The sequence below is a fragment of the Octadecabacter algicola genome (assembly GCF_021532625.1).
Taxonomy (GTDB): Bacteria; Pseudomonadota; Alphaproteobacteria; order Rhodobacterales; family Rhodobacteraceae; genus Octadecabacter; species Octadecabacter algicola.
On record NZ_JAKGAR010000001.1, the window covers coordinates 549,896 to 573,194 of the forward strand.

Annotated in this window: 22 protein-coding genes and 1 tRNA gene; 15 read left to right on the forward strand and 8 right to left on the reverse strand. The window is 53.3% G+C overall.

The annotated features are described in order from the left end of the window. Positions 1-2: 2 nt before the first annotated feature. Positions 3-1,163 (forward strand): RsmB/NOP family class I SAM-dependent RNA methyltransferase, encoded by a 1,161-nt coding sequence (locus L0666_RS02650; RefSeq protein WP_235258131.1) that lies wholly within the window; start codon positions 3-5, stop codon positions 1,161-1,163. A 241-nt stretch (positions 1,164-1,404) separates the two neighbouring features. Beyond that, positions 1,405-3,636, forward strand: a complete 2,232-nt coding sequence (locus L0666_RS02655; RefSeq protein WP_418887975.1) for an ATP-binding protein — start codon at positions 1,405-1,407, stop codon at positions 3,634-3,636. A 12-nt stretch (positions 3,637-3,648) separates the two neighbouring features. Here L0666_RS02655 and L0666_RS02660 read toward each other — a convergent pair whose 3' ends face one another. From L0666_RS02660 to L0666_RS02670, 3 genes are read right to left on the reverse strand one after another with little or no spacing between them, the layout of a single operon-like run. Further along, positions 3,649-4,629 carry a glucokinase gene (locus tag L0666_RS02660; RefSeq protein WP_235258133.1) on the reverse strand — a complete coding sequence of 327 codons (981 nt, stop codon included), beginning with the start codon at positions 4,627-4,629 and terminating at the stop codon, positions 3,649-3,651. After that, positions 4,630-5,952, reverse strand: coding sequence for a GH1 family beta-glucosidase (locus L0666_RS02665; RefSeq protein ID WP_235258143.1), 1,323 nt, complete (start codon positions 5,950-5,952; stop codon positions 4,630-4,632). A 26-nt stretch (positions 5,953-5,978) separates the two neighbouring features. Then, positions 5,979-7,007, reverse strand: coding sequence for a substrate-binding domain-containing protein (locus L0666_RS02670; RefSeq protein WP_235258152.1), 1,029 nt, complete (start codon positions 7,005-7,007; stop codon positions 5,979-5,981). A gap of 231 nt (positions 7,008-7,238) precedes the next feature. On the opposite strand from L0666_RS02670, the gene L0666_RS02675 reads away from it, so the two are divergent. From L0666_RS02675 to glpK, 7 genes are all read left to right on the forward strand, one after another. Then, on the forward strand, positions 7,239-8,534 hold the full coding sequence (locus L0666_RS02675) for an ABC transporter substrate-binding protein (RefSeq protein ID WP_235258154.1): 1,296 nt from the start codon (positions 7,239-7,241) through the stop codon (positions 8,532-8,534). 92 nt (positions 8,535-8,626) lie between these two features. Then, positions 8,627-9,634, forward strand: coding sequence for a carbohydrate ABC transporter permease (locus L0666_RS02680; protein ID WP_235258156.1), 1,008 nt, complete (start codon positions 8,627-8,629; stop codon positions 9,632-9,634). After that, a complete protein-coding gene (locus L0666_RS02685) occupies positions 9,634-10,791 on the forward strand; it encodes a carbohydrate ABC transporter permease (RefSeq protein WP_235258158.1) in 1,158 nt (385 codons plus the stop codon). The genes L0666_RS02680 and L0666_RS02685 overlap by 1 nt, the downstream gene beginning before the upstream one ends. A 13-nt stretch (positions 10,792-10,804) precedes the next feature. Further along, positions 10,805-12,463, forward strand: a complete 1,659-nt coding sequence (locus L0666_RS02690) for an alpha-amylase family glycosyl hydrolase (RefSeq protein ID WP_235258160.1) — start codon at positions 10,805-10,807, stop codon at positions 12,461-12,463. A gap of 18 nt (positions 12,464-12,481) precedes the next feature. Next, positions 12,482-13,573 (forward strand): ABC transporter ATP-binding protein, encoded by a 1,092-nt coding sequence (locus tag L0666_RS02695; RefSeq protein WP_235258162.1) that lies wholly within the window; start codon positions 12,482-12,484, stop codon positions 13,571-13,573. A 20-nt stretch (positions 13,574-13,593) separates the two neighbouring features. Then, positions 13,594-14,337 (forward strand): RlmE family RNA methyltransferase, encoded by a 744-nt coding sequence (locus L0666_RS02700; protein ID WP_235258164.1) that lies wholly within the window; start codon positions 13,594-13,596, stop codon positions 14,335-14,337. A gap of 10 nt (positions 14,338-14,347) precedes the next feature. Next, positions 14,348-15,811 carry a glycerol kinase GlpK gene (gene glpK, locus L0666_RS02705; protein WP_235258179.1) on the forward strand — a complete coding sequence of 488 codons (1,464 nt, stop codon included), beginning with the start codon at positions 14,348-14,350 and terminating at the stop codon, positions 15,809-15,811. Positions 15,812-15,990: 179 nt separating this feature from the next. Here the strand turns inward: glpK and L0666_RS02710 are convergent, their stop codons facing one another. The 3 genes from L0666_RS02710 to L0666_RS02720 form a co-directional block, all read right to left on the reverse strand. Continuing rightward, entirely contained in the window at positions 15,991-16,341 is a 351-nt protein-coding gene (locus L0666_RS02710; RefSeq protein ID WP_235258181.1) for a DUF5368 domain-containing protein, read from the reverse strand. A gap of 12 nt (positions 16,342-16,353) precedes the next feature. Further along, positions 16,354-17,667 carry an NAD(P)/FAD-dependent oxidoreductase gene (locus tag L0666_RS02715; RefSeq protein ID WP_235258183.1) on the reverse strand — a complete coding sequence of 438 codons (1,314 nt, stop codon included), beginning with the start codon at positions 17,665-17,667 and terminating at the stop codon, positions 16,354-16,356. Between the two features lie 182 nt (positions 17,668-17,849). Then, positions 17,850-17,939 (reverse strand) — tRNA-Ser (locus L0666_RS02720). Between the two features lie 154 nt (positions 17,940-18,093). Here L0666_RS02720 and L0666_RS02725 point away from each other — a divergent pair. Continuing rightward, positions 18,094-18,924 carry a hypothetical protein gene (locus L0666_RS02725; protein WP_235258185.1) on the forward strand — a complete coding sequence of 277 codons (831 nt, stop codon included), beginning with the start codon at positions 18,094-18,096 and terminating at the stop codon, positions 18,922-18,924. Positions 18,925-18,934: 10 nt separating this feature from the next. Here the strand turns inward: L0666_RS02725 and L0666_RS02730 are convergent, their stop codons facing one another. Continuing rightward, complete coding sequence (locus L0666_RS02730; RefSeq protein WP_235258187.1) at positions 18,935-19,858, reverse strand: acyltransferase family protein; 924 nt, start codon at positions 19,856-19,858, stop codon at positions 18,935-18,937. A 123-nt stretch (positions 19,859-19,981) separates the two neighbouring features. After that, a complete protein-coding gene (locus tag L0666_RS02735; protein ID WP_235258189.1) occupies positions 19,982-20,332 on the reverse strand; it encodes a hypothetical protein in 351 nt (116 codons plus the stop codon). Between the two features lie 184 nt (positions 20,333-20,516). Between L0666_RS02735 and rplU the strand changes: the two genes are divergently transcribed. The 5 genes from rplU (at position 20,517) to L0666_RS02760 (ending at position 23,278) form a co-directional block, all read left to right on the forward strand. After that, complete coding sequence (gene rplU / locus L0666_RS02740) at positions 20,517-21,269, forward strand: 50S ribosomal protein L21 (protein ID WP_235258191.1); 753 nt, start codon at positions 20,517-20,519, stop codon at positions 21,267-21,269. Positions 21,270-21,280: 11 nt separating this feature from the next. Continuing rightward, positions 21,281-21,550, forward strand: coding sequence for a 50S ribosomal protein L27 (rpmA, locus tag L0666_RS02745; protein ID WP_216036907.1), 270 nt, complete (start codon positions 21,281-21,283; stop codon positions 21,548-21,550). A gap of 83 nt (positions 21,551-21,633) precedes the next feature. Next, positions 21,634-22,122: a GNAT family N-acetyltransferase gene (locus L0666_RS02750; protein WP_235258193.1), complete on the forward strand. Its 489-nt coding sequence runs from the start codon at positions 21,634-21,636 to the stop codon at positions 22,120-22,122. Then, positions 22,119-22,724, forward strand: a complete 606-nt coding sequence (locus L0666_RS02755; RefSeq protein WP_235258195.1) for a LysE family translocator — start codon at positions 22,119-22,121, stop codon at positions 22,722-22,724. Before L0666_RS02750 ends, L0666_RS02755 begins: the two co-directional genes overlap by 4 nt. Further along, on the forward strand, positions 22,721-23,278 hold the full coding sequence (locus L0666_RS02760) for a GNAT family N-acetyltransferase (protein WP_235258197.1): 558 nt from the start codon (positions 22,721-22,723) through the stop codon (positions 23,276-23,278). Before L0666_RS02755 ends, L0666_RS02760 begins: the two co-directional genes overlap by 4 nt. The last annotated feature ends 21 nt before the right edge of the window (positions 23,279-23,299 follow it).

The following is a 23,299-nucleotide window of genomic DNA, read 5'->3' on the forward strand; positions in this document are numbered from 1 at the left end:
ATATGACACCTGCAGCACGCGTCGCGGCGGCGATTGAAATCCTTGATGATATCCTCGCCGGTCTGGGGCCTGAAAAGGCCCTGACTGGGTGGGGGCGGTCGCATCGGTTTGCCGGTTCAAAAGATCGCGCCGCAATCCGTGATCATGTGTTCGGTGCTTTGCGTTGCCGCGCGTCTTATGCGTGGTTAGGCGGCGCTGAAACAGGACGAGGAATTATGCTTGGCGCGATGCGCTCGGCAGGCCTTGTGGATGAGGTGTTTACCGCCGTGGGTCACGCGCCTGCGGTTGTTGATACAGATGAAGTGGTTGGCGATCTAGTTAACGCGCCACGGTCCGTCAGGTTGGATATGCCTGAATGGCTCCTGCCACTGTTTGATGAGGCCTTGAAGGCTGAAGCAGACCCTGTTCTGGAACGGTTACAAGCTCGGGCTGGGGTGTTTCTGCGCGTGAATGTCGCTATGGGCGATGCCAAAGAGGCTATCGCGTCTTTGGCGGATGATGGGATCGTTTGCGAGTGCGTAAATGACATTAATACAGCATTGCAAGTCGTTGAAAATGAACGACGTGTCGCACTCAGCACAGCCTACGAGAACGGGTTAATCGAACTGCAGGACACCTCTTCTCAAGTCGCGATTTCTGAACTTGAAATTACCAAAGGACTTAGGGTTCTGGATTACTGCGCCGGTGGCGGAGGCAAGGCTTTGGCGATGGCAGCGCTTGGCGCTGAAGTGAGCGCCTATGACATCGATCAGGCGCGGATGCAGGACATTACCCCTCGCGCAAAGCGGGCTGGCGTGATGATCGAAGTGCTTTCTTCGGAGGATTTGAAGAACGCTGCGCCTTTTGATTTAGTGCTGTGCGATGCGCCTTGTTCGGGCAGCGGAACCTGGCGGCGGACACCCGCCGCGAAATGGGACCTAACCGCTGAGAGGCTCGCTGAACTTAACGATATGCAAGATGATGTCTTGCAATCTGCGGCGCCTTTGGTGGCACAAGGCGGCACGTTAGCCTATGCGACCTGTTCCGTTTTTGAATGTGAGAATTCTGAACGTGTTGATGCGTTTCTAGCAGGTCGCCCTGACTATAAATTGTTGTCGTCGCGCTTAATAACGCCGCATGCACAGGGCGATGGATTCTTTTTGACGCGCATGCGCCGCAACTAGAACGCCGAACGACCCGTGCCAGCAACCCTGAGTTGCATTTCTTTCGAACTCCCGTAGGTTCCTTGCAGACTTAATGAGGGATTAAGGTTTGTGCCGTTCATTGGGACAACCGATTCGAAGGAATAGCACCACATGGAAATGGGCCTGCGTGACAGATCATATTGACCCAGACGCAATGATGCGGCCGGCGCAAATGGCGTCAAAGCCAGCGCAGTCCATTTCAATATGGGTACTAGCCGGTATGGGTGCGGTTGCGATTTGCGGCACAATCATGGTGGCCGATGTTCAAATCCGGCTTGGTCTATTGGCTTTCGGAAGCGCATTGGTGTTTTTTTCATTGGTCTTACTGATCAATGATCAACTTAAGGCACGCCAGCAGAACGCAGCCCGCCAAAGTGTGATAGCGTTGGTTGAACAAGACCCATCTCCAAGTTTTTTGGCCGATAGTGAAGGTAGAATTATCAGGCGTAATGATCGTGCAGCAGAACGGTTTAGGGATATCAACGTTGAAACGCTTGGCCGCGTCTTTTCCGAGATGTTTGCCAACCCCAGCGCCGTCATGTTTCGAATTCAGAACAAAGCGCTGGCCCTCGGGAGTGCGCGTGAAGACATCGTGACCCGCAAAGGACATGTTCGACTTTCTGTGAATGCTGTCGATGACACGGCGTTCCTTTGGCGCCTAGAAGACCTTTCAGACCGAATGGGCGTCGGTCGTTCAGCTGACGCGTTGAGCCTTCCAATGCTGACGGCAGGGCCAAGCGGTACCGTTCTATATATGAATGAAGCTTTTCGGAGACTTCTTGGTGGGCGGGTCAAGAACCTTGAGAGTGTGTTTTCCGAACTACCGATCGTATCGGGACAGGTTCATCATGTGCTCTGCGAGTCCGGTGAAAAGGCGTGCCTTGTGGCCGAGGTTCCCAGCCACGGTGGTAGAAGCGAAATCTATCTTTTGCCCTCTGATACCGTCAGCGATGGTTTAGCCGTTCAAACAGAATGGGCCGCAATCGAAGAACTGCCTGTTCCGTTGCTAAAGATTGCGTTGGATGGCGAGGTTCTTTCGTCAAACCGCGAAGCACGGATATTGTTGGACCACAAGATTGGTGCGGGAACGCGGATCAGCGATCTAATCGAGGGTTTGGGCCGTCCATTGAATGACTGGATCACCGAAACGTACCACGGAAAAATCCCGTCTGCTCCTCAGTATCTTCAATCGGTTAATGACGACCGTGAGACGTTCTTGCAGGTGTCTCTCAATCCAGCGGGCCAGACAAACGAGCCACATGTAATTGCCGTTCTTAAGGATGTGACCGAATATAAGAACTTGGAGCAACAGTTCGTTCAGAGCCAAAAAATGCAGGCAATCGGACAGCTAGCAGGCGGCGTGGCGCATGATTTCAACAATCTTCTGACTGCGATTTCGGGCCATTGTGATTTACTACTATTGCGCCACGATCGGGGGGATAGTGACTATTCCGATCTCGTTCAAATCCATCAGAATGCCAATCGTGCTGGTGCGTTGGTCGGGCAACTGCTTGCTTATTCACGAAAACAAAACCTCCAACTCGAAGTTTTGGATTTGCGAAACACGTTGGCTGATAGCACTCATTTGCTGAACCGTCTTGTGGGGGAACGGATTACGTTAACCTTGGATCACGACCCCGGACTTGACCCGATCCGTGCCGATAAACGTCAACTAGAACAAGTTCTTATGAACCTCGTCGTGAACGCGCGTGATGCGATGCCGGAAGGCGGAAGTATCCGCATTGAAACTGAAAACACAGTATTGACCGAAGGGCTAACACGCGATCGCGTCACGGTTCCACCAGGGAAATATGTAGTCTTGCGAGTTCATGACACAGGGACCGGGATATCCGAGGACAAGCGCGCCAAGATCTTCGAACCCTTCTGGACGACCAAAAAGATCGGTGAGGGGACGGGCCTTGGGTTATCGACCGCTTATGGGATCATCAAACAGACCAGTGGTTATATTTTTGTCGATTCTACTGTTGGCGTTGGAACCAGCTTTAGCATCCTGATCCCAAGTCATGACGGTCCGATACCGATCGTTGAAACCACGCCAGTTGTTGAACATGTGATGACGTCAAAGAGCGATGGTGTTGTCTTATTGGTAGAAGACGAAGCGCCAGTGCGGGCCTTTGCGTCTCGGGCATTGCGCCTGCGTGGGTTCACAGTGCTTGAAGCGGAGAGCGCCGAGGCGGCTTTATCCATGTTGGAGGATAGCGATCTTGTAGTTGATTTGTTTCTCACAGACGTCATCATGCCGGGCAAAGACGGCCCCACGTGGGTAAAAGAAGCACTACAAGACCGCCCGAATGCCAAGGTCGTTTTTGTTTCTGGTTACGCCGAGGAAGCCTTTGGGGAAGCGCAGAAAAGCATCCCGAATTCGGTTTTCCTGCCCAAACCGTTCTCCCTAAAGGAGCTGACAAAAACCGTTCACGGCCAGCTTCACTAGAACGCTTGGGTCTTAGGCCGACACAAGCGTCTGGATGTGAGATGCGCAACCAGACAACGCGGCATAATCGTCTTCGACCACATGGACCGAAAAGTTTGCCATAAAGCCGGCAAAACGTCCTTTGTCGCGGAATGCATCGGCAAACCCAAATTCTGCCAGATAAGGCGCCATAGCGCGTGCAACGCCACCAACCAGATAGACGCCGCCGAACGGCAACTGGATCAGGGAGAGGTTACCACAGACGGTGCCCAGAACGCGGATAAAAAGCGCTACCGCTTCGCGTGCACGAGGATCATTTCCCGCCGCACAAGCCGCCATAATATCTTGCGCGCGAACGTCACGCGGATCACCTGCCTCTTGACCCAAAAAGCTATAGACACGTTCAAGACCACGCCCTGACACCACATCCTCTACAGCGGGAAATCCATGAGCAGTGGAAACGTAATGACACAGCCGAAGTTCTTGTTCGGTGCGGATTGGCAAATTGGCATGGCCTGCCTCTGAGGGCGGCACAAACCGGCCCATTGCTGTGTCAAATACCGGTGTCGCATTAAATCCCGTGCCAACCCCAACCACCAGCCGCGCAGCATGGAAGTTGATGGTGTCATCGGTGCGTTCAATGACAGGACGCAATGCGCTGCTGTCCAGATCGGCGAGGGCGTGCCCCTGTGCCTGTAGATCGTTAAGAATTGCGACAGTTTCCGCCTGTGTCGCCCGTGCTAGCGTGTCGCGGTCTATTGCCCAGTTGAGATTGGTCAAGGTGGCAACGCCGTTGTGAACTGGGCCCGCTACGGCAACACAGGCCGCAATGGGATCCACGTCTCCGGCATCTGATAGGTATTGCCGCAGCACCGTTTCCAACCCACCGAAATCAGCGTTTGAATATCGACGCACGGTGTCTTGCAGAACACGGGGACCGTCCGCCAAAGCGCATCGTGTGTTGGTTCCACCGATATCGGCGACAAGAGATAGGGTGTTTGCAGGATAACTCATTTACTGCTCCAGCGCAGATTTGAGGGCATGATAGGAGGCTTTGGGTGTGCGTTCCAAGGTAACAAAGTCTACATGCACGAGGCCAAAGCGCTTCTCGTAGCCCAAGGCCCATTCATAGTTATCCAGAAGCGACCACACGAAAAAACCGTTAACAGGTACACCATCGGCAATTGCGCGACGCACTGCATTAAAGTGCTGGTTCAGGAAAGAGATACGTTCAGGGTCATTGACCGTGCCGTGCTTGATCATATCAGGATTGGCCATGCCGTTTTCCGTAATGAACAGTGGCAGATCGCCTGTGTATTCTTCTTTGGTGCGTTTCAGGAACTTATATAAACCGTCGGGGTAAATCTCCCAACCCATTTGGGTTTTGGGCAGTGGGCCATTCGGGATCACGTCATGGGACGGCCATGGGTCATCGTTGGCGCGCACGATCCGCCGCGTGTAGTAATTAATACCACACCAATCGAGTGGGGCCTGAATGGTCCCGAAATCGTCTTGCCAGCCCTCTGGCATGTGGGGCTCGAAGGCCTCCATGATTTTTTCCGGATATTTGCCTTGGAAAACACCTCCAAGAAAGAAGCGGTTGTAATACCCATCCGAGAGCACATTCGCGGCTATGTCGGCCTCTGACTCCGTTTCCGGTTCGGACCATTCGAGGTTAAACACGCCACCTAGATTGGACATGCCGAGTCCCCGCATCATTTGGATCGCGGTGCCGTGGGCCAGAAGGATGTGGTGCATCGCGCGTGCGGTGGCTCGAATGTCGCGCAGGCCTGGTGCGTGCGCTCCAAGGAAATGCGACAACCAGCCGACACACCAAGGTTCGTTGATTGGTGCGACCGAATGCATCCGATCGCCGATCCGTTCCATGATGCATTCGGTGAAATCACCGAACCATTTTGCGATATCCGGGTTTTGCCATCCGCCTTTATCGGCCAAAGCGGACGGGAGTTCCCAGTGGTACAGGGTTGCGCAGGGTTTGATCCCACGTTCCAACATACCGTCCGTCAACCGATCATAGAAATCCAAGCCTTCGGGATTGGGCGTGACACCGTCCGGCATGACGCGAGCCCAGCTTGTTGAAAACCTGTAGGCGTCAAAGCCTGCATTGGAAATGAAATCAAGATCTTCTTCGTAGCGGTGATAATGATCGCATGCGATGCCACCGTGTTCAGCCCTTACGACGTTTCCTGGTGTGGCGGCAAACGTGTCCCAATGGGTTTGACCCGCGCCGCCAAAACTATGTCCTTCGATTTGGTAGGCGGATGTCGCCGTGCCAAAGAGGAAGGTTTCGGGGAAATCCGAGCGTTTGAAATTCATGTTCGATCTTTCGATTGGATAAGGCGTTAGGTCGAGGGGGCAGGGCCCGTGGACTGACCAACGGTGAGTTCGGCTTCTAGGAGAATGTGGTCGGGTGGGCGTGATGGATCGCTAATCTTTGCCAAAAGCAAATTAGACAATTGGCGACCAGCATCGCGCACAGAAGATCGGGTGGCCGTAAAGATTGGCACATCTATGCCGTTGGCCAGATAAGACAGGCTGTCGTCATAAGTTACGACGGAAACGTCACGACCCATTTTTAGACCGCGGTCTTCGATAGCGCGACGGGTCCCAAGAGCAGTGATAATGGACGAGACGAGAATGGCCGTTGGTGGGGCTTCGCTGTCGAGCATTTCACCGGCAGCAGTGTAGCCGTTGCTTTCGGTCATTTCATCGGAGCGCATGATTAATGGGTCGATGTTTAGACCACGCGCCTTTAGGCCGTCCTCGTAACCGATTTTGCGGCGATGCGCGAAATCCATGTCTTCGAGGCCATTGATCAGACCAATTCGGCGGTGCCCGAGGTCAATCAGAAACTCTGTGGCCCGTGTAAAGGCGCGTCGGTTATTCACGTCCAGCCAGCTGTAGTCGGTTTCAACGCCTGATGCGCGACCGTGGACAACAAATGGCAGGCCAATTTCTTGAAGGAGCGGTATGCGCTCATCGTTTATCCTTGGACCATGCAGGATAACGCCATCGACGGTACCTCGTGTTTTGAAGGCGCGGTAAACTTTTTCCTCGTCACCTCCCTCAACAATCGAGAGGACCATATCGAAATTGTTGGCTGCGTAGACCTCACCAGCGCCGGCGATGAAGTCGCCAAAAATAGGGTTCACAACCTCATGGCGGCGGGCTGTAGGAATGACGTGCCCAATGGCATGAGCGCGCCCCGTTGCTAATCCCTTAGCGCGTGTGTTGGGGCTGTAATTATGCCGTTTTGCTAACAACTGTACTTTTTCTCGGGTTGCTTCGCTCACCTCTGGGTAGCCGTTCAGCGCACGGCTGACGGTTGTTTGGGACAATCCCAATTTTTCAGAGAGTTCTTTGAGGTTCATGCTTCTTTCAAACCGCTTTGGTTGCCGAGGTGTTCCTAGTCTTGAAGGTATATTTCACCAAAATCAACCATTTTTGGCTTATTCTTATTGTGCAGTTGCAGCATTTTGATTGGATTGACTCTACTAAGTCTTTAGCGCACTCTCTGCATATCCAAAGCGCTTTGGGAGCGAAGCGCAGGGTGTGAACCTTTATAATCAACGAGCGGGCGTGCTCGCTTAGGGAGAATCAAAATGACACGATCTTTATATGCTGGTGCAGCAATTGCGGCGCTGACAGCAGGTATGGTGCAAGCCGAAAGCCACGCAGCCGATATTTCCGGCGAGACAATTACAATTGCGGGACCATTCCTGAGCCCAGAAGCCGACAACCTAGAAGCCGTGCTGGACATTTTCGAAGAAGCAACAGGCGCGACGGTCACATACGTCGGGTCCGACAGCTTTGAGAGCCAAGTCGTGATCGATATCGAAGGCGGATCCGCTCCCAATATCGCGGTCTTCCCACAGCCAGGTTTGGCGTCCGACCTTGCAGCGCAGGGGCATTTGGCTCCGCTGCGTGATGGCACAGCCGATTGGATCGTTGAAAACTATGCAGCGGGTCAGTCTTGGGTTGATCTGGGCACTTATGCAGACGCGAGCGGTGCTGATAATCTTTACGGTTTCTTCTTCCGCGTGAACGTAAAATCCTTGGTTTGGTATTCTCCTGAGAACTTTGAAGATGCCGGCTACGAAATCCCTGAAACCATGGAAGAGCTGATTGCGCTGTCCGACCAAATCGTTGCCGATGGCGGCACACCTTGGTGTATCGGTCTGGGTTCTGGTGCGGCGACAGGTTGGCCTGCAACGGACTGGGTCGAAGACATGATGCTGCGCACGCAGGAACCAGCTGTCTATGATGACTGGGTCAGCAATGCGATGCCGTTCAACGATCCTAAAGTGATCGAAGCGATAGAAGCCTTCGGCATGTTCGCACGTAACGACGACTACGTTGCTGGTGGCGCTGGTGCGGTTGCAACGACTGACTTCCGCGACAGCCCAAAGGGTTTGTTTGACAGCCCGCCACAGTGCTACATGCACCGTCAAGCGTCCTTCATTCCGGCGTTCTTCCCAGAAGGGACCGAAGTTGGCGAAGACGCAGATTTCTTCTACTTCCCAGCGTTTGCTGAACAAGACCTTGGAAAGCCGGTATTGGGGTCCGGTACATTGTTCGCGATCACGGATGAATCCGAAGGTGCGCACCAGTTGATCGAATTCCTTCGTTCAACTGAAGCACATGAGATGTGGATGTCTAAGGGTGGTTTCCTTACGCCACACCTGTCCGCGGATCTGTCCGTCTTTGGGTCTGACTCCGAGCGTGGTCTGAACGAAGTTCTGCTTAACGCGACGACGTTCCGCTTTGACGGTTCTGACCTTATGCCAGGTGGCGTAGGCGCAGGTACGTTCTGGACTGGTATGGTTGATTATGTTGGCGGCGCGTCTGCCGCAGACGTAGCGACCTCCATTCAGGAAAGCTGGGACGCTTTGCAGTAAGCATTGGATTTCTTGAAAACGGGTGGCGCAAGAGATTGCGCCACCCTTTATTGACGGCAGACTATCTTTAAGGCTCGGGGGAGGAGAACGACATGCATCCAGCGCTCTTAGGCGTAATCACGATTGTGATCGGTGTATCAGGGTGTGTTGGCTATTTTTACGGTGCCAACCTGTTGCTCGACAAAGTGATATTTCCTGCCAAGGGCCCGAATATGGGCCAAAATATCAACCGCCGAGAGATGATCCGCCCTTGGATTTTCCTGTTTCCAGCGATGTTGGGGCTTGGTCTGTATTTGGCTTATCCGGTATTTGCGACATTACGGCTTAGTTTTCTGGAACGTGGGGCAGGTGATGTCTACACCTTCGTTGGGTTTAAAAACTACGTTCAGATGTTTGCCGAAGATAAGTTTATGGAAGCTTTGCGCAACAATATCCTCTGGCTAGTGGTTGTGCCTGCTGCGTCAACGGCGTTCGGCCTGTTGACCGCCCAATTGACCGACCGTCTGCGCTGGGGGAACTTTGCCAAGTCGGTTGTCTTTATGCCGATGGCGATTTCATTCGTTGGCGCGGCTGTTATTTTTAAACTAATCTATGAAGCCCGTCCCGAAGATGTAGCGCAGATCGGTGTGTTGAATCATCTTTATCTGACGTTCGGCGGCGATGCGCCCCAGCAATGGTTAACGATCCCGTTTTGGAACAACTTCTTCCTGATGGCGGTTTTGATCTGGATCCAAACGGGGTTTGCCATGGTGATCCTGTCCGCGGCACTACGCGGTATTCCAGAAGAAACCATCGAAGCCGCTGTCATTGACGGTGCGAACCCATTCCAGATTTTCTTTAAGATTAAGGTGCCTCAAATCATGAGCACAATCGTAGTTGTTTGGACCACAATTACCATCGCCACGCTTAAGGTGTTCGACATTGTGTTCGCTATGACGAACGGACAATGGGAGACTCAGGTATTGGCCAACTACATGTACACAAAGATGTTCGTGGCCCGTGATTGGGGAATGGGGTCTGCGTCGGCGATGATCATCATGTTGCTGGTGATGCCGATCCTGGTTTGGAACGTTTACAATGCCCGTAAGGAGATGCGCTGATGGACTCTTTAGCTGGCAAAAAGCCCGCAGTCGTTTGGGCGCTAAATATTTCGGTATTGGCACTGGTGCTGTTGTGGTTGTTCCCAACGATGGGGCTGTTTGTATCCTCGTTCCGAACGAGCGAACAAATCACGTCATCGGGCTGGTGGGCCTCACTGTTTCCGGCAGAACAAACCTTGCAACTGCGCGCGCTTGATCCTGATGATTTCCGGATCGAGACCTCAGCTGGCGTGTTCGTTGTTGAAGGCAACATCAATGAACCGGATGCCGACCTTCTCGAAATTACGACTTGGGGCACATCTTCGCGCGCGCCGTCTGCCTTTGCGGCCGGAGAGACGTCAGACTTAGGTGATGGCGAAACAATGACGTTGAGCGAAGATGGTAGCTACATTTGGCAGGGGAATGACGACCAAATATCTGGTCGTGGGCAACGCTTGTTTGTTGTGGCGACGGTCCCGCCTGAATTCACCACGGATAACTATAAGAATATCCTCTTTAGCCCGACCAATTCTGAAAACATGGCCAAGGCGTTTTTTAACACACTCACGGTTGTTATCCCGTCGACCATCATCCCGATCCTCATTGCGGCTTTTGCCGCCTATGCGTTGGCTTGGATGGATTTCCCTGGTCGAGCGCTTTTGGTCGCTGCCGTTGTTGGCCTGTTGGTGGTGCCACTGCAGTTGGCGTTGATTCCGTTGCTTCAGCTTCACAATGCGATTGGTATCGGGAAAGGGTATCTGGGGGTTTGGATGGCGCACACCGGCTTTGGACTGCCCTTGGCGATTTACCTGCTGAGAAATTATATGGTCGGATTGCCGCGCGACATCATTGAAAACGCCCGTGTCGATGGCGCGACAGAGTTCCAGATTTTTACTAAGATCATTCTGCCACTTAGTTTTCCAGCTCTCGCGTCATTTGCCATTTTCCAATTCTTGTGGACGTGGAATGACTTGTTGGTTGCTCTTGTTTTCCTGATCGACAGTTCAGGCAATACAACTGTGATGACAAAACAAATCGTAGAATTGCTGGGCACCCGAGGCGGCGACTGGGAGGTTTTGGCCACCAGTGCGTTTATCTCCATTGCGGTGCCGCTAGCTGTTTTCTTTATGATGCAAAGATACCTCGTGCGCGGCCTGCTGGCTGGCTCGGTTAAATAGAAAGACAACGAAGATGACGAAGATGGCGCAGGTTACGGCCGGACATTTGGACAAAGACGCCGATTGGTGGCGCGGAGCGGTGATCTATCAGATCTATCCGCGCAGCTATCAAGACAGCAATGGGGATGGCATTGGCGACCTTGCAGGGATCGTGCAGCGCTTGCCCTATATCGCCAGCCTCGGTGTTGATGCGATCTGGATTTCACCATTCTTTACGTCACCGATGAAGGATTTCGGCTATGACGTGTCCGACTACTGTGATGTCGACCCGATGTTTGGCAAGTTGTCCGATTTCGACGCCGTGGTCGCCAAAGCACATGACCTTGATGTCAAAGTGATGATCGATCTGGTGTTGTCGCACACATCAGATCAGCACCCATGGTTCCAAGAAAGTAAGGCTGACCGCACAAACGATAAGGCCAACTGGTATGTCTGGGCTGATCCCAAAGAAGACGGGACACCCCCCAACAACTGGCTATCAATCTTCGGCGGGTCTGGATGGCAGTGGCATGCTGGGCGTGAACAGTATTACTACCACTGTTTCCTGACCTCACAGCCTGATCTCAATTTTTGGGAACCCGCCGTGCAAGATGCACTACTCGATGTGGCACAGTTCTGGTTGAAGCGCGGAGTAGACGGGTTCCGTCTAGATACGATCAACTTTTATACCCACGACAAAGAACTGCGCGACAATCCCGCATTGCCTAAGGACAAACGTAACTCCACGATTGCGCCCAGTGTGAACCCATATAATCACCAAGAGCACCTTTACTCAAAAAACCGCCCTGAAAACCTCGACTTCTTGCGCAAGCTTCGTGCGGTTATGGTTCCTTATAACGCCGCTGCCGTCGGTGAAGTCGGAGATGCGCAGCGCGGCCTAGAGATTATGGGCGAATACACAGCGGGCGATGACCTGATGCAAATGTGTTATGCGTTCGAGTTTCTTTCAGGGGAGCAACCATCTGCGCAGACTGTCGCGGATGTTATGGCACGCGTTGACAATGAGGCAGCAGATGGCTGGGCCTGTTGGGCCTATTCAAACCATGACGTTGTTCGCCACAGCACCCGTTGGGCATTGTCACCAGACGCGCAGCGCTTGTTCACAACGATGATGATGTGCTTACGGGGGTCCGCCTGTATTTATCAGGGTGAGGAATTGGGGCTGGGTGAGGCAGACGTCGCATACTCAGATCTACAAGATCCTTATGGCATCGAATTCTGGCCCGAGTTCAAAGGCCGTGATGGGTGCCGCACGCCCATGGTTTGGGAACCCAGCAACCAGAACGGCGGGTTCAGTACGGCACAGCGCCCTTGGTTGCCTGTCAGCCAAGATCACATCGCCAATAGCGTGGCTGCGCAAGAGGATGATCCAAATGCGATCATCCACCATTACCGCCGCGCTATCGCATTGCGCCACGCACACCCAGCGTTGACCAAAGGCGATCATGATGGCGTGAAAGCGATAGGTGACATTGTCTATTTCACTCGTAGTCTCAATGGGGAGAAGGTGTTCTGCGCCTTTAACGTTGGGGATGCTCCGGCCGATTTGGCACTGCCTAAAGGCGCGTGGGAATCGATTGCACATGACCTCAGCGGTGCGGATGCGCCTGTGGGCGATACACTAACTCTGGCGCCGTGGCAGGTCTTTATTGCCGCGTCCCCGTCGACATAATGGACAGGAGACCCCTAAATGGCTGATCTGAAGCTGACAAATGTTGCCAAGACCTACGGTGGCACGGTGAATGTCCTCAAAGACATCAACCTTGATATCAAAAAAGGCGAATTGATCGTATTTGTCGGGCCATCTGGTTGCGGTAAATCGACGTTGCTGCGCATGATTGCTGGCCTTGAGAAAATTACCGACGGTGAACTGCAGATCGATGGGCAGGTCGTCAATGACGTGCCACCTGCACAGCGTGGTATCGCCATGGTGTTCCAGTCTTACGCGCTTTACCCACACATGACGGTGCGCGACAACATGAGCTTCGCAATGAAGTTGGCCAAGAAACCAAAGGCCGAAATCGACGCAGCGATCGAAAACGCCGCGCGGATTTTGCAGTTGGATGACTATCTGGACCGCCTTCCAAAAGCGTTGTCAGGCGGGCAGCGGCAACGTGTGGCGATTGGCCGGTCCATCGTGCGTGATCCCAAGGTCTATCTGTTTGACGAACCTCTTTCGAACTTGGACGCAGCCCTACGGGTTGCCACACGGATCGAGATTGCACAGCTCAAAGAATCCATGCCTGACAGTACGATGATTTACGTTACGCACGATCAGGTCGAAGCGATGACCTTGGCTACACGAATTGTTGTGCTTGCCAATAAGGGGATCGCGCAAGTCGGTACGCCGTTGGAGTTGTATGAACGCCCTGAGAACGAATTTGTGGCACAGTTCATTGGGTCACCTGCGATGAACCTATTGGCCGGCGAGATTATCGAGACTGGTGCGCAGACAGTTGTGAAACTGGATGGTGGCGGCACGGTTGCTTCTGCGGTTCCGACCCAAGAAGCCGACAAGGGCCTTATCGTGAATGTTGGTATCCGGCCAGAAGACATGGACGTGACCAATGGCGATGACTTTGCGTTTGAAGGGACGGTCAACATCACCGAAGCCTTGGGCGAAGTGACACTGCTCTATTTCGGTAAGGTTGACGGTGCTGATGCGGTAATTGGCAAGCTGCCCGGTATTCACGCAGATTTGCGCGGTCAAACAGTGCGGATGAAAGCAACCCCCGAGAAGGTTCAGATATTCCATAACGGGCAGTCACTTTACTACCGCTGATTGGCACTGTAATCGAAGGCATGGCTAAAAAACCCACATCACGCAGCGGTAAGAACACATCCGGTCGCGGTCAGCGCGACTTGACTGTCAAAGTGAAATCCGCGCGCGGGCGCAAGATGTCATCGACCTTGTGGCTTCAGCGGCAATTGAATGACCCATATGTTGCCCGTGCAAAGGCCGATGGGTATCGCGGTCGTGCGGCCTATAAGATTCTGGAATTGAACGAAAAGTTCAACTTCCTAACACCCGGTAAGCGGGTCGTTGATTTGGGCGCTGCCCCAGGTGGTTGGTGCCAAGTGGCTGTGCCGAAGATTAACGCATTGGGTGAACGAAAGGGTAAGCCGATTGGCACGATCCTTGGAATTGACCTGCAAGAAATGGAACCGATCCCGGGTTGTGAACTACATGTTCTTGATTTCATGGAAGACGACGCGGACGTAAAAGTTAAAGAGTGGCTTGGAGGGAAAGCCGATATCGTCATGAGCGATATGGCAGCCTCGGCATCTGGTCACAAACAAACCGACCACAACCGCATCATGGCTCTGTGCGAAACAGCGGCTTATTTTGCGTTTGATGTGCTTGATGAGGGCGGTACGTTTGTCGCCAAAGTTCTTGCCGGTGGTGCGGAAGCCGAATTGCAACGCATGCTAAAAGTGAACTTTAAGAAAGTTCAATATGTGAAGCCACCAAGCAGCCGTTCTGACAGTTCTGAAAAATTTGTTGTCGCCACAGGGTTCCGTGGAACCCAAGAGGACGACGACTAGGAGAAATTACATGCCCCATATCCTCGCGATTGACCAAGGGACCACTTCCAGCCGCGCAATTCTGTTTGATGGGGATATGACAATCGCCCATGTGGCGCAGGAAGAGTTTACTCAGATTTATCCGCAATCGGGTTGGGTCGAACATGATCCCGAAGAGATTTGGGACTCTGTTGTATCCGTCTGTTCGGCTGTCGTCACCAAGGCAGATGACATTGCAGCGATAGGCATAACCAACCAGCGTGAAACCACAATTGTCTGGGATCGCGAGACCGGAAAACCGATCCATAACGCAATTGTATGGCAAGACCGCCGGACCGCTGATTTCTGCGAAGACCTAAAGGCAGAAGGGTTCGAAGCTGAGATTACGGCCCGCACAGGCCTTTTGGCGGACCCGTACTTTAGCGCAACGAAGGTGAGGTATATCCTGCAAGCTGTTGAAGGCGCACAAGAAAAGGCGGATGCCGGGCAACTCCTGTTCGGTACTGTCGATAGCTTTCTGATCTGGCGGATGACCAACGGCAAGCGCCACGTCACGGACGCAACAAACGCCGCGCGCACTATGCTGTACAACATCCGTGAAGGCGCGTGGGATGAAGTGATCTGTAAACGGCTGGGTATTCCCATGTCGATGCTGCCAGAGGTTCTTGATTGTGCAGCTGATTTTGGGACCACGGATATGTTCGGACCTGAGCTGCCGATTTTGGGCGTTGCGGGCGATCAGCAGGCGGCAACGATTGGTCAGGCGTGTTTTGAACCGGGGATGTTAAAATCCACTTATGGAACCGGATGTTTTGCATTGCTCAACACGGGCGATGAACTGGTTCAAAGCCAAAACCGGATGCTTGGTACGATTGCGTATCAATTGGACGGCAAAACCACTTACGCCCTTGAGGGGTCGATCTTTATCGCGGGCGCTGTGGTGCAATGGCTGCGCGACGGGTTAGGCATCATCAAAGACGCGAAAGAAACCCAAGCGTTGGCCGAAACTGCCGATCCTTCGGTCGAACTTTATCTTGTACCTGCGTTTACGGGTCTTGGTGCGCCGTACTGGGATGCTGATGCCCGTGGTGCAGTATTCGGGCTGACACGCAACGCTGGGCCAGCAGAATTCGCACGTGCGGCGCTCGAAAGTGTCGGCTTTCAGACTCGCGATCTGCTGGACGCAATGAAGGCGGATTGGAATGGTGCGGCTGAGGGCACTCTCAGGGTCGATGGCGGGATGTCCGCGTCTAACTGGGCCATGCAATTCTTGGCCGATGTGATTGGCGCCAAGGTTGACCGACCGAAGGTTTTGGAGACGACCGCACTAGGTGCGGCGTGGCTTGCAGGAATGCGGGCAGGGGTCTACCCAAGCCAAGCCGAATTCGCAGCGACTTGGGCTTTAGATCGCCAGTTCACTCCACAGTTGAATGATGCGGACAAAAACCGTCGTTATGCAGGGTGGAAAGACGCGATACGTCGCACCAAGTCGTAAGGCTCAAACGTCCAGCGTCCAAAATTGGGATGCGCTCGCCACTGTGTACCATGTGAAGTTGATTGTTTCGCCATTTGATACAATTGGCCGCTCTCGGGGCGATTGTGCAAAATTCTTTGATGGCCGAAATTCAGCTGTGTTTCGGTCATCATGAAATCATTCATACCATTCGTGGTCTGTTATTCGTCTCGTCCACGCAAAAGGGACTGCCCTGTGTAGACAAGGATTGCCATCCCGACAGCACCGCCAACGGCAACCATCAGTAACACGATCAAATCAATCGGGCCGCCCATGTCGCGCAATTGCGAATGGGTCATGACCAACAAAAACCAAACCGCCAGAACTGCGCCGACGGGCATAGACAGTTGCGCCCAAAGGAACTTGTGCCAACTGACCGCGCGGTCACGGATCAGCACAAAAAGGTACGCCAGCGTCACAACGCCAGCGAGGGCGACCATGGCCCAGAACAACCCACGCCCGAAGATTTCTTCGAAGACAGCAAGCAGGGTAGAGAGTGTCATATCTTTCATTGCATCGCTCCTTTATGCGCGGCCACGTAGCATGGCGTTGTAAGTTGCTTTTAAGGCGACTTCTTTCATTAACCACGAGATCCAAAGCTCTTCCAACGGCGCAATGATGCCCGGAAAGGACGGTGTGAGATCGTTGTTGTAGTCAAATTCAACCAACATGGCGCGACCGATCCGAGTGATCATCGGGCAGGATGTGTAGCCGTTATAGGTCTCGGTTGGGTCCGTGCCTTCGATCGCACTGACAATGCCGTCTTCAACCACGGGGACCTGCCATTTGACGGATGCGGCTGTCTTGCCTTTGGGAACGCCCGCAACATCACCAAGCGCCCAGATCGTGTCGTAGCGCAGGTGCTGAAGGGTATACATGTCGCATTCAACCCAGCCTTGGTCTGTCCATTTGTCAGCCCATGACAGGCCTGACTCGCGGATCACGTCTGGCGCACGTTGGGGCGGTATAACGTGGATGTAGTCGTAGTCCATATCCACCGTTGAGCCATCTTGATCTACGAACGTCGCTTTCTGCTGGCCTGGTTCAATAGCTTTGAGCGTGTGTTGCATCGCCGTATTGATGCCCCGATCACCGAACAACATCCGTACCTTTTCGGCAACGATCGGAACACCAAACAACGAGCCTTGTGGGGCCGCATAGGTGATATCCATGTTGCCACGGTTGTCTGCACGGCGGGCAAGATCATCGATCAAGAAGGTGTGTTTAAGCGGTGCACCCGCGCATTTCATCTCCGTTTCAGGACGGGTGAAAAGACCCACACCGCCGTCCTCAGTGAATTTCCCAGCGGCGTCCCATGTTTTTGCGGCATACTGCGGGCCTGCGTAAAGCGCGCCGATCCCGTTGGTACCAACCATATCGAGGTCAAACCCATCAATGGCATCGTGATCAAGGACCAAGCCCGGTGCGACCACAAGGTAGTCGTAGGACAGAGTTTCGCCGCCCTCAGTCGAAACAGTCTTGGCCTCTGGATCAATTGCAGCGGCTTTTTCTGGGATCAAGGTCACGCCAGAGGGCAACCAATCCGTTGTCAGTGTCGTTACATAATCGGCGGGTTTCAGGCCTGCCGCCACGAGCGTCAAACCCGGCTGATAGAGATGCTGGGGGCGAGGATCTATGAGTGTAATCTGGGCGCCATCCAAGCGATCCACAAGACGGTTTGCCAATGCAGTGCCGCCGGCTCCAGCGCCGATGATAACGATCTTTGCGTTTGTTGCGATGGGAGCCGCGTCACTGGGTGTGACGGACGCGATGGCGGCACCTCCGGCGGCAACGCCCAGAAATGCGCGGCGACTTAGGTCATATTTATTCTTGGTCATGGTGGCCTCTCTTATTCGAGGCCGATGGTTAACTTAAATCCATAAAGATACATTTGATATATATCAAATAACGATCAGATTGTCCGAGGGTGCAAGTTTCTGAGCATGAGAGCCGACAAACGCTTTCACAATCGACACAGGTCAATCGTCACAACAGACATTAATGGGGACATCGGTGTAAATGGCGGAGAGACAGGGATTCGAACCCTGGGAACCCGTAAAGGCTCAACGGTTTTCGAGACCGCCACGTTCGACCACTCCGCCACCTCTCCGCGTCAGATGATCGTTTTTGATCGCGGCGGTGTTAGTCCCATGTGGACAGCCGTGCAAGAGGTATTCCTGACAATCCCGTGCGTTGGTTCACATGCCCCTTGGAAAGGGGCGCGGGCGACCTTATTGCTATAGAATCCCAAGAAAGGTTCTTTGATGTTCAATCGCTTCGCCACGCTCGCAACCGTCCTGACACTCGCACTGCCAATTATGCCCGCGATGGCGCAGGACAGTGACACGGATGTTTTGTTTGAACTGCTGATGCTGCCCGAAATTATCGACATTATGCGCGAAGAAGGGATGAGCTACGGGGGAACAATCGGCGCCGATCTGTTCGCAGGTGAGCCGTCCAGCGATTGGGATAACACCGTCGCGAACATATACAATCAGGACGTCATGTTGGGCATGGTCCGCGAAGATTTCGAGATATCGCTCTCGGATTTTGACCTTGGCCCGATCATTGATTTCTTTGGGTCTGATCAAGGGCAGATGATCGTCGGCCTCGAAGTCAGCGCACGTCGTGCTTTGCTGGATGACGCGGTTGAGCAGGCCAGCGAAGACGCGGCCGCCATTGCATCAGCAGACGACAATCCACGGTTTGCCTTGGTTGGCGAATTCATTGAAACCAACAACCTGATTGAAACCAATGTCGCCGCTGCGCTTAATTCAAACCTCGCGTTTTATAACGGGTTGCTGGATGGCCGCGCCTTTGACGGGGCCTTAACCGAAGAACAGATCCTATCAGATGTCTGGAGCCAAGAGGCCGACATCCGCGACAGCACAACGAAATGGCTCTATTCGTTCTTGTTCATGGCCTACGCGCCGCTGGATGACGCAGACTTGCAGGCTTATATTGCGTTTTCGGAAACCGAGGCGGGTGCTCAGGTGAACCGAGCGATGTTTGATAGCTTTGATCGCCTGTTTACTGGGATCAGCCGTTCCTTGGGGCGGGCCGCCGCGAATGAGATGACCAGCCAGGAGCTTTAAGTTGCGCAGTCTACTTATTGTTTGTGATGATTGGTGATGCAGCTCGCGCAATCGCAAACGTCAGAATAAATGCCAGAACGGCTGTCGCGACGATGAAAGCAATATCAGAGTTCGGTAGAACATTAGCTTTCCAAACGAGCATCACAGGAAAACCGTGCAAGACGTAGATCGGCATCGTGTTTTGCCCCAGTAACGTCAGGCCGTTTGAACGGCGCGGAAGCACCGCAAGAAACGCAATCGATGTGATTAGACCCATCGCGATCGTGCCTGCCCGATACAATATCTTCGGAGAGCTATTTGGTATTTCGCTGTAAGAATTGACGGCCCAGAGCCAACGAATGTCCACATGGTCCGATAGGCCGATCGCACCACACATGAAAGCGACGAACAGAATGCAAAGCGCCGGCCGGTGTTTTATCACCACTTGAAAAATCTGGTCTTTGTAGAGGTGGCCGAGCAAGAAGGCTGGAAAGAATACAACAGTTCTTGAAAGGCTCAATGCGGTACCGACGCTATCGATATACCCTATGACCAAAGCAACAACGATACTTAACGGGATTGGGTAGGGTACTCGGACGGCAAAAGGTAGGATCAGTTTCCACGTGATAAGGCTCAAGAGAAACCAGATTAGCCATGCAGGTGTCAGAACGTCCGTTACACGGTCAGGTGAAACAACGCTAAGGGCATAAAAGTACGCGAGTTGAAATGCGATTAAGGGAAGAACGAATTTCTGAACGATCACTATTAGGTCATGAGCATTCAGCCTCGCTGACGAAAACATACCAGCCAACATGACAAATGCAGGCATGTGAAAGGTATAGATCGCAAAATAGATCCGGCTGTCGGGACCTTTCGCTTCGAGGAGGTGCCCCCAAACGACCAAAAGAATGAGAGCCCCGCGCGCGATGTCGGAGAGGTCATGTCTTTGTGTCAATAAGTTCACCTTGTTCGGTCGTGTGAAAGGCTGGATGATTGATCAACACTGCGCTGGGGCGCGGTTGCAGTCAATTCCTACCATATGGTCAATCATTGTGTTGCTAGACTTGTAGATGGTCCATTAATTCGACACGACCATGATCGCGACAACCAGCGCGCCGAGGTTATTCGTATACAGCGCCAAGTCCGATTGCATTTGAAGCGTATGTGGTGCGCGGGCGGCGGGCGGCACATTGGCGATGTCGAAAGCTTCCGTTAGGGTTACGCCGCCGCCTGCGCGAATATCTGTGATCAGGGCAGGGTGGTTGGTTTTGACGAAAACTTCAACTTGGCCACGCCGCTGTCCATAGGTTGCATTGGACACAGCATTTCCCACCGCGTGGATTGGTAACAACAGCGGATTGCCGATGTGATTGGCCTCCGTGCTGCAAGCAGACAGAAGAGTTAAGAAAACAAAGGGGTATTTGCGCATGTCTTACCTGTCATTTTGGTTGACTTGATACCCAGCCTTCGCGATAAGCCGCCATCCGAGCAAGGTATTTGTTCGGGTTAAGCAAAATCTCGCCCTATGATGGGCGCGCTGTTTACGGGCCGCATATGCGCTGAACGCCTTTGAAATAAGGGGCCCCAGAGACGCGATTGAAAAGGAAAACGATATGTTTGCGGTTCTCAAAACCGGTGGCAAACAGTACCGAGTCGAATCTGGCGATGTACTGCGAGTCGAAAAAGTTGCTGCTGAAGCTGGCGACACAGTTCAATTCAACGAAATTCTGATGGTTGGAAACACAGTGGGTGCACCACTTGTTGAAGACGCAGGCGTGCAAGCCGAAGTGATCGACCAGATCAAAGGCGACAAGACAATTAACTTCGTTAAGCGTCGTCGTAAGCACTCCTCCAAGCGTACCAAAGGCCACCGTCAGCAACTGACACTGGTTCGCATCACTGACATCCTTGAAAAAGGTGCAGGCAAATCTGGTGTTAAAGCTGCTCTGAATGGTTCCGGCTTTATGTCCGCATCCATGATCGAACGCGCTGCAAACCCTGGCATGCCATCTTCTGACAAAGCCGCCGCTGCTGCTGAACGTGCGTCCGCACCGAAGAAAGCTGCAAAAGCTGCTGCGCCAAAGAAAGCTGCGGCTCCTAAGAAGGAAGCGAAGCCAGCTGCCGAAAAGAAAGCCGCACCAAAGAAAGCCGCGAAAGCTGCTGATGGCGCAGACGACCTGACACGCATCAGCGGTGTTGGTCCGGTTATCGTTGGCAAACTGCACGACCTCGGCGTGACAACATTCGCCCAAATCGCAGCATGGACCCCAGAGGACATCGCTGCTATGGACGAGAAACTGAATTTCAAAGGTCGCATTGACCGCGACGAGTGGCTCAAGCAAGCCGCTGAATTCGCGAAAGCGTAAGGAGAGACCTAATGGCACATAAAAAAGCAGGCGGTTCATCCCGTAACGGTCGCGACTCAGCTGGTCGCCGCCTTGGTATCAAGAAGTACGGCGGCGAAGCTGTCATCCCAGGTAACATCATTGCACGCCAGCGTGGCAACAAGTGGTGGCCGGGTGAGGGCGTTGGTGAAGGAAAGGATCACACGATCTTCGCTGTCACTGAAGGCGCAGTGTCCTTCCGCAAAGGCTTCAAAGGCCGCACCTTTATTTCGGTTCTCCCGGTGGCGGAGGCCGCTGAGTAACCGAACCTTAGGTTTTTAAGAATTTGAAGGGGTCGGTGTAAACCGGCCCCTTTTATTTTGTTCATTCGGTCAGGGAGGATCGCATGATTACGACAGAACGTCTTACATTGCGTCGGCCCATTATGGCTGATGCGCACGCCATCACGGCCATCTTGCAAGATGTCGAGGTGGCGAAATGGCTTACGAACCCGCCGTTTCCTTATACTTTGGCGGATGCTGAGGCGTACATCGCGCTTGACCACGAAGAAGACGTCTATGCGATTGTAGACGAGGCTGGCATATGTGGGGTGATCTCTTTGCGCAGTGAGCTGGGCTACTATTTAGCGCAGGACAGATGGGGGCGTGGCTATATGAAAGAGGCGGCCTCGGTATTGGTGGACGCCCATTTCGAGCTGTCCGATAAGGATCTGGAAAGCGGCCATTTCGTCGATAATACACGATCAAGGGCTGTTCTGGTGTCGCTCGGGTTTAAAGACACTGAGGTCGATCGCCACTACTGTCCCGCACGAGATGCGGCTCTGGATAACCAGAAAATGGTCCTTACCCGCGCCGCGTGGGAGGCAAAGTCATGAGCGTTGCAGTTCTGCCATTTCTTGCTTTTGGCGCATCACAGGTCGGCACGCCGGGTCCTGCGAACATGGTTTTGCTGGCCACGGGGGCCCGGTTCGGGCTGCGCCGTGCGCTGCCGTTCGTGGCTGGTGTCGCCTTCGGAAAACAGTTGATTATCTGGCCGCTGGGACTGGGTCTTATGGCAGTACAGGACGACTATCGATTTGTTTTTGAAGTTCTAAAATGGATTTCCGTCGCCTACATCTTGTATTTAGCGTACCGCGTTGCAGGTCTGCGGCTCAAAGTCGGTGAGGCCATGGGTACACCTCCTGGTTTCTTTGCCGGGCTGATCGTGCATCCGCTTAATCCCAAAGCATGGGCCATGATCACAACGGGGTTCACAACCTTCGTGAGCACTGGAACACCGCCCTTGCAAGCCACAGCAACCATCGCCATCTGTTTGTTGGGACTGCAAATCGTGTTGCACCCCATTTGGACCTACGCGGGACAAAGGGTTGCAACTGCTTTGGCCGGAAAACCGGCGGAGAAATATTTAATGTGGACGCTTGCTGCTCTGACCGTAGCGTCCGTGATCTATGCACTATTTGCAGGAGGCACATCATGAACAGCAATGTTGAGTTGGCCCAGACCCCAGACCAAACCGTGATTGAGGCGGAGCGCTTTGTATTGCGCCCATTGGCAGTGTCGGACGGTGGCCTTTTGGAACGATATCTCGGGGATGAGCGGGTCGCCACAATGACTCGTGTCATCCCGCATCCCTTGCCGCCCAACTACATTGCGAACATGTTGGATCGGGCCCAAAACCCAACCCGAACGGAAGATATTTGGGCGATCGACGGATCTGTAAATGGCCACGCCGAAGTAATGGGTGTGATTAAGCTCCTGCGTTTGGACCGTGACCAATGCGAAATTCGGTATTGGGTGGCCCCAGCATTCTGGAATGGTGGGATCGCTACGGCAGCGGTGGAGGCCATTTTGGCGGCAAACCCACAAGGGTCCAAAGACGTCTATGCAGAGGTGTTTCAGGATAACCCGACATCGGCCCGTGTGTTGAGCAATGCTGGGTTCTCCTACCTCGGTGATGCAGAGACGTTCTGCGTTTCCCGCAATGCCGTAATCCCCACATGGACATATGTCCGAAAGATGACTGCCGCTTAAGGGCGGCAAATGGTTGAGGCA

What these genes read in the sequence shown, in the direction of transcription:
- glpK (WP_235258179.1), top strand. Translation starts at nt 14,348, where the DNA reads ATGCCCCATATCCTCGCGATTGACCAAGGGACCACTTCCAGCCGCGCA.
- L0666_RS02670 (WP_235258152.1), bottom strand. Translation starts at nt 7,007, where the DNA reads ATGAACCTCAAAGAACTCTCTGAAAAATTGGGATTGTCCCAAACAACC.
- L0666_RS02665 (WP_235258143.1), bottom strand. Translation starts at nt 5,952, where the DNA reads ATGAATTTCAAACGCTCGGATTTCCCCGAAACCTTCCTCTTTGGCACG.
- L0666_RS02660 (WP_235258133.1), bottom strand. Translation starts at nt 4,629, where the DNA reads ATGAGTTATCCTGCAAACACCCTATCTCTTGTCGCCGATATCGGTGGA.
- L0666_RS02725 (WP_235258185.1), top strand. Translation starts at nt 18,094, where the DNA reads ATGTTCAATCGCTTCGCCACGCTCGCAACCGTCCTGACACTCGCACTG.
- L0666_RS02655 (WP_418887975.1), top strand. Translation starts at nt 1,405, where the DNA reads ATGGGTGCGGTTGCGATTTGCGGCACAATCATGGTGGCCGATGTTCAA.
- L0666_RS02735 (WP_235258189.1), bottom strand. Translation starts at nt 20,332, where the DNA reads ATGCGCAAATACCCCTTTGTTTTCTTAACTCTTCTGTCTGCTTGCAGC.
- L0666_RS02700 (WP_235258164.1), top strand. Translation starts at nt 13,594, where the DNA reads ATGGCTAAAAAACCCACATCACGCAGCGGTAAGAACACATCCGGTCGC.
- L0666_RS02750 (WP_235258193.1), top strand. Translation starts at nt 21,634, where the DNA reads ATGATTACGACAGAACGTCTTACATTGCGTCGGCCCATTATGGCTGAT.
- L0666_RS02715 (WP_235258183.1), bottom strand. Translation starts at nt 17,667, where the DNA reads ATGACCAAGAATAAATATGACCTAAGTCGCCGCGCATTTCTGGGCGTT.
- L0666_RS02675 (WP_235258154.1), top strand. Translation starts at nt 7,239, where the DNA reads ATGACACGATCTTTATATGCTGGTGCAGCAATTGCGGCGCTGACAGCA.
- L0666_RS02760 (WP_235258197.1), top strand. Translation starts at nt 22,721, where the DNA reads ATGAACAGCAATGTTGAGTTGGCCCAGACCCCAGACCAAACCGTGATT.
- L0666_RS02690 (WP_235258160.1), top strand. Translation starts at nt 10,805, where the DNA reads ATGACGAAGATGGCGCAGGTTACGGCCGGACATTTGGACAAAGACGCC.
- L0666_RS02710 (WP_235258181.1), bottom strand. Translation starts at nt 16,341, where the DNA reads ATGAAAGATATGACACTCTCTACCCTGCTTGCTGTCTTCGAAGAAATC.
- L0666_RS02685 (WP_235258158.1), top strand. Translation starts at nt 9,634, where the DNA reads ATGGACTCTTTAGCTGGCAAAAAGCCCGCAGTCGTTTGGGCGCTAAAT.
- L0666_RS02695 (WP_235258162.1), top strand. Translation starts at nt 12,482, where the DNA reads ATGGCTGATCTGAAGCTGACAAATGTTGCCAAGACCTACGGTGGCACG.
- L0666_RS02680 (WP_235258156.1), top strand. Translation starts at nt 8,627, where the DNA reads ATGCATCCAGCGCTCTTAGGCGTAATCACGATTGTGATCGGTGTATCA.
- L0666_RS02755 (WP_235258195.1), top strand. Translation starts at nt 22,119, where the DNA reads ATGAGCGTTGCAGTTCTGCCATTTCTTGCTTTTGGCGCATCACAGGTC.
- rplU (WP_235258191.1), top strand. Translation starts at nt 20,517, where the DNA reads ATGTTTGCGGTTCTCAAAACCGGTGGCAAACAGTACCGAGTCGAATCT.
- L0666_RS02650 (WP_235258131.1), top strand. Translation starts at nt 3, where the DNA reads ATGACACCTGCAGCACGCGTCGCGGCGGCGATTGAAATCCTTGATGAT.
- rpmA (WP_216036907.1), top strand. Translation starts at nt 21,281, where the DNA reads ATGGCACATAAAAAAGCAGGCGGTTCATCCCGTAACGGTCGCGACTCA.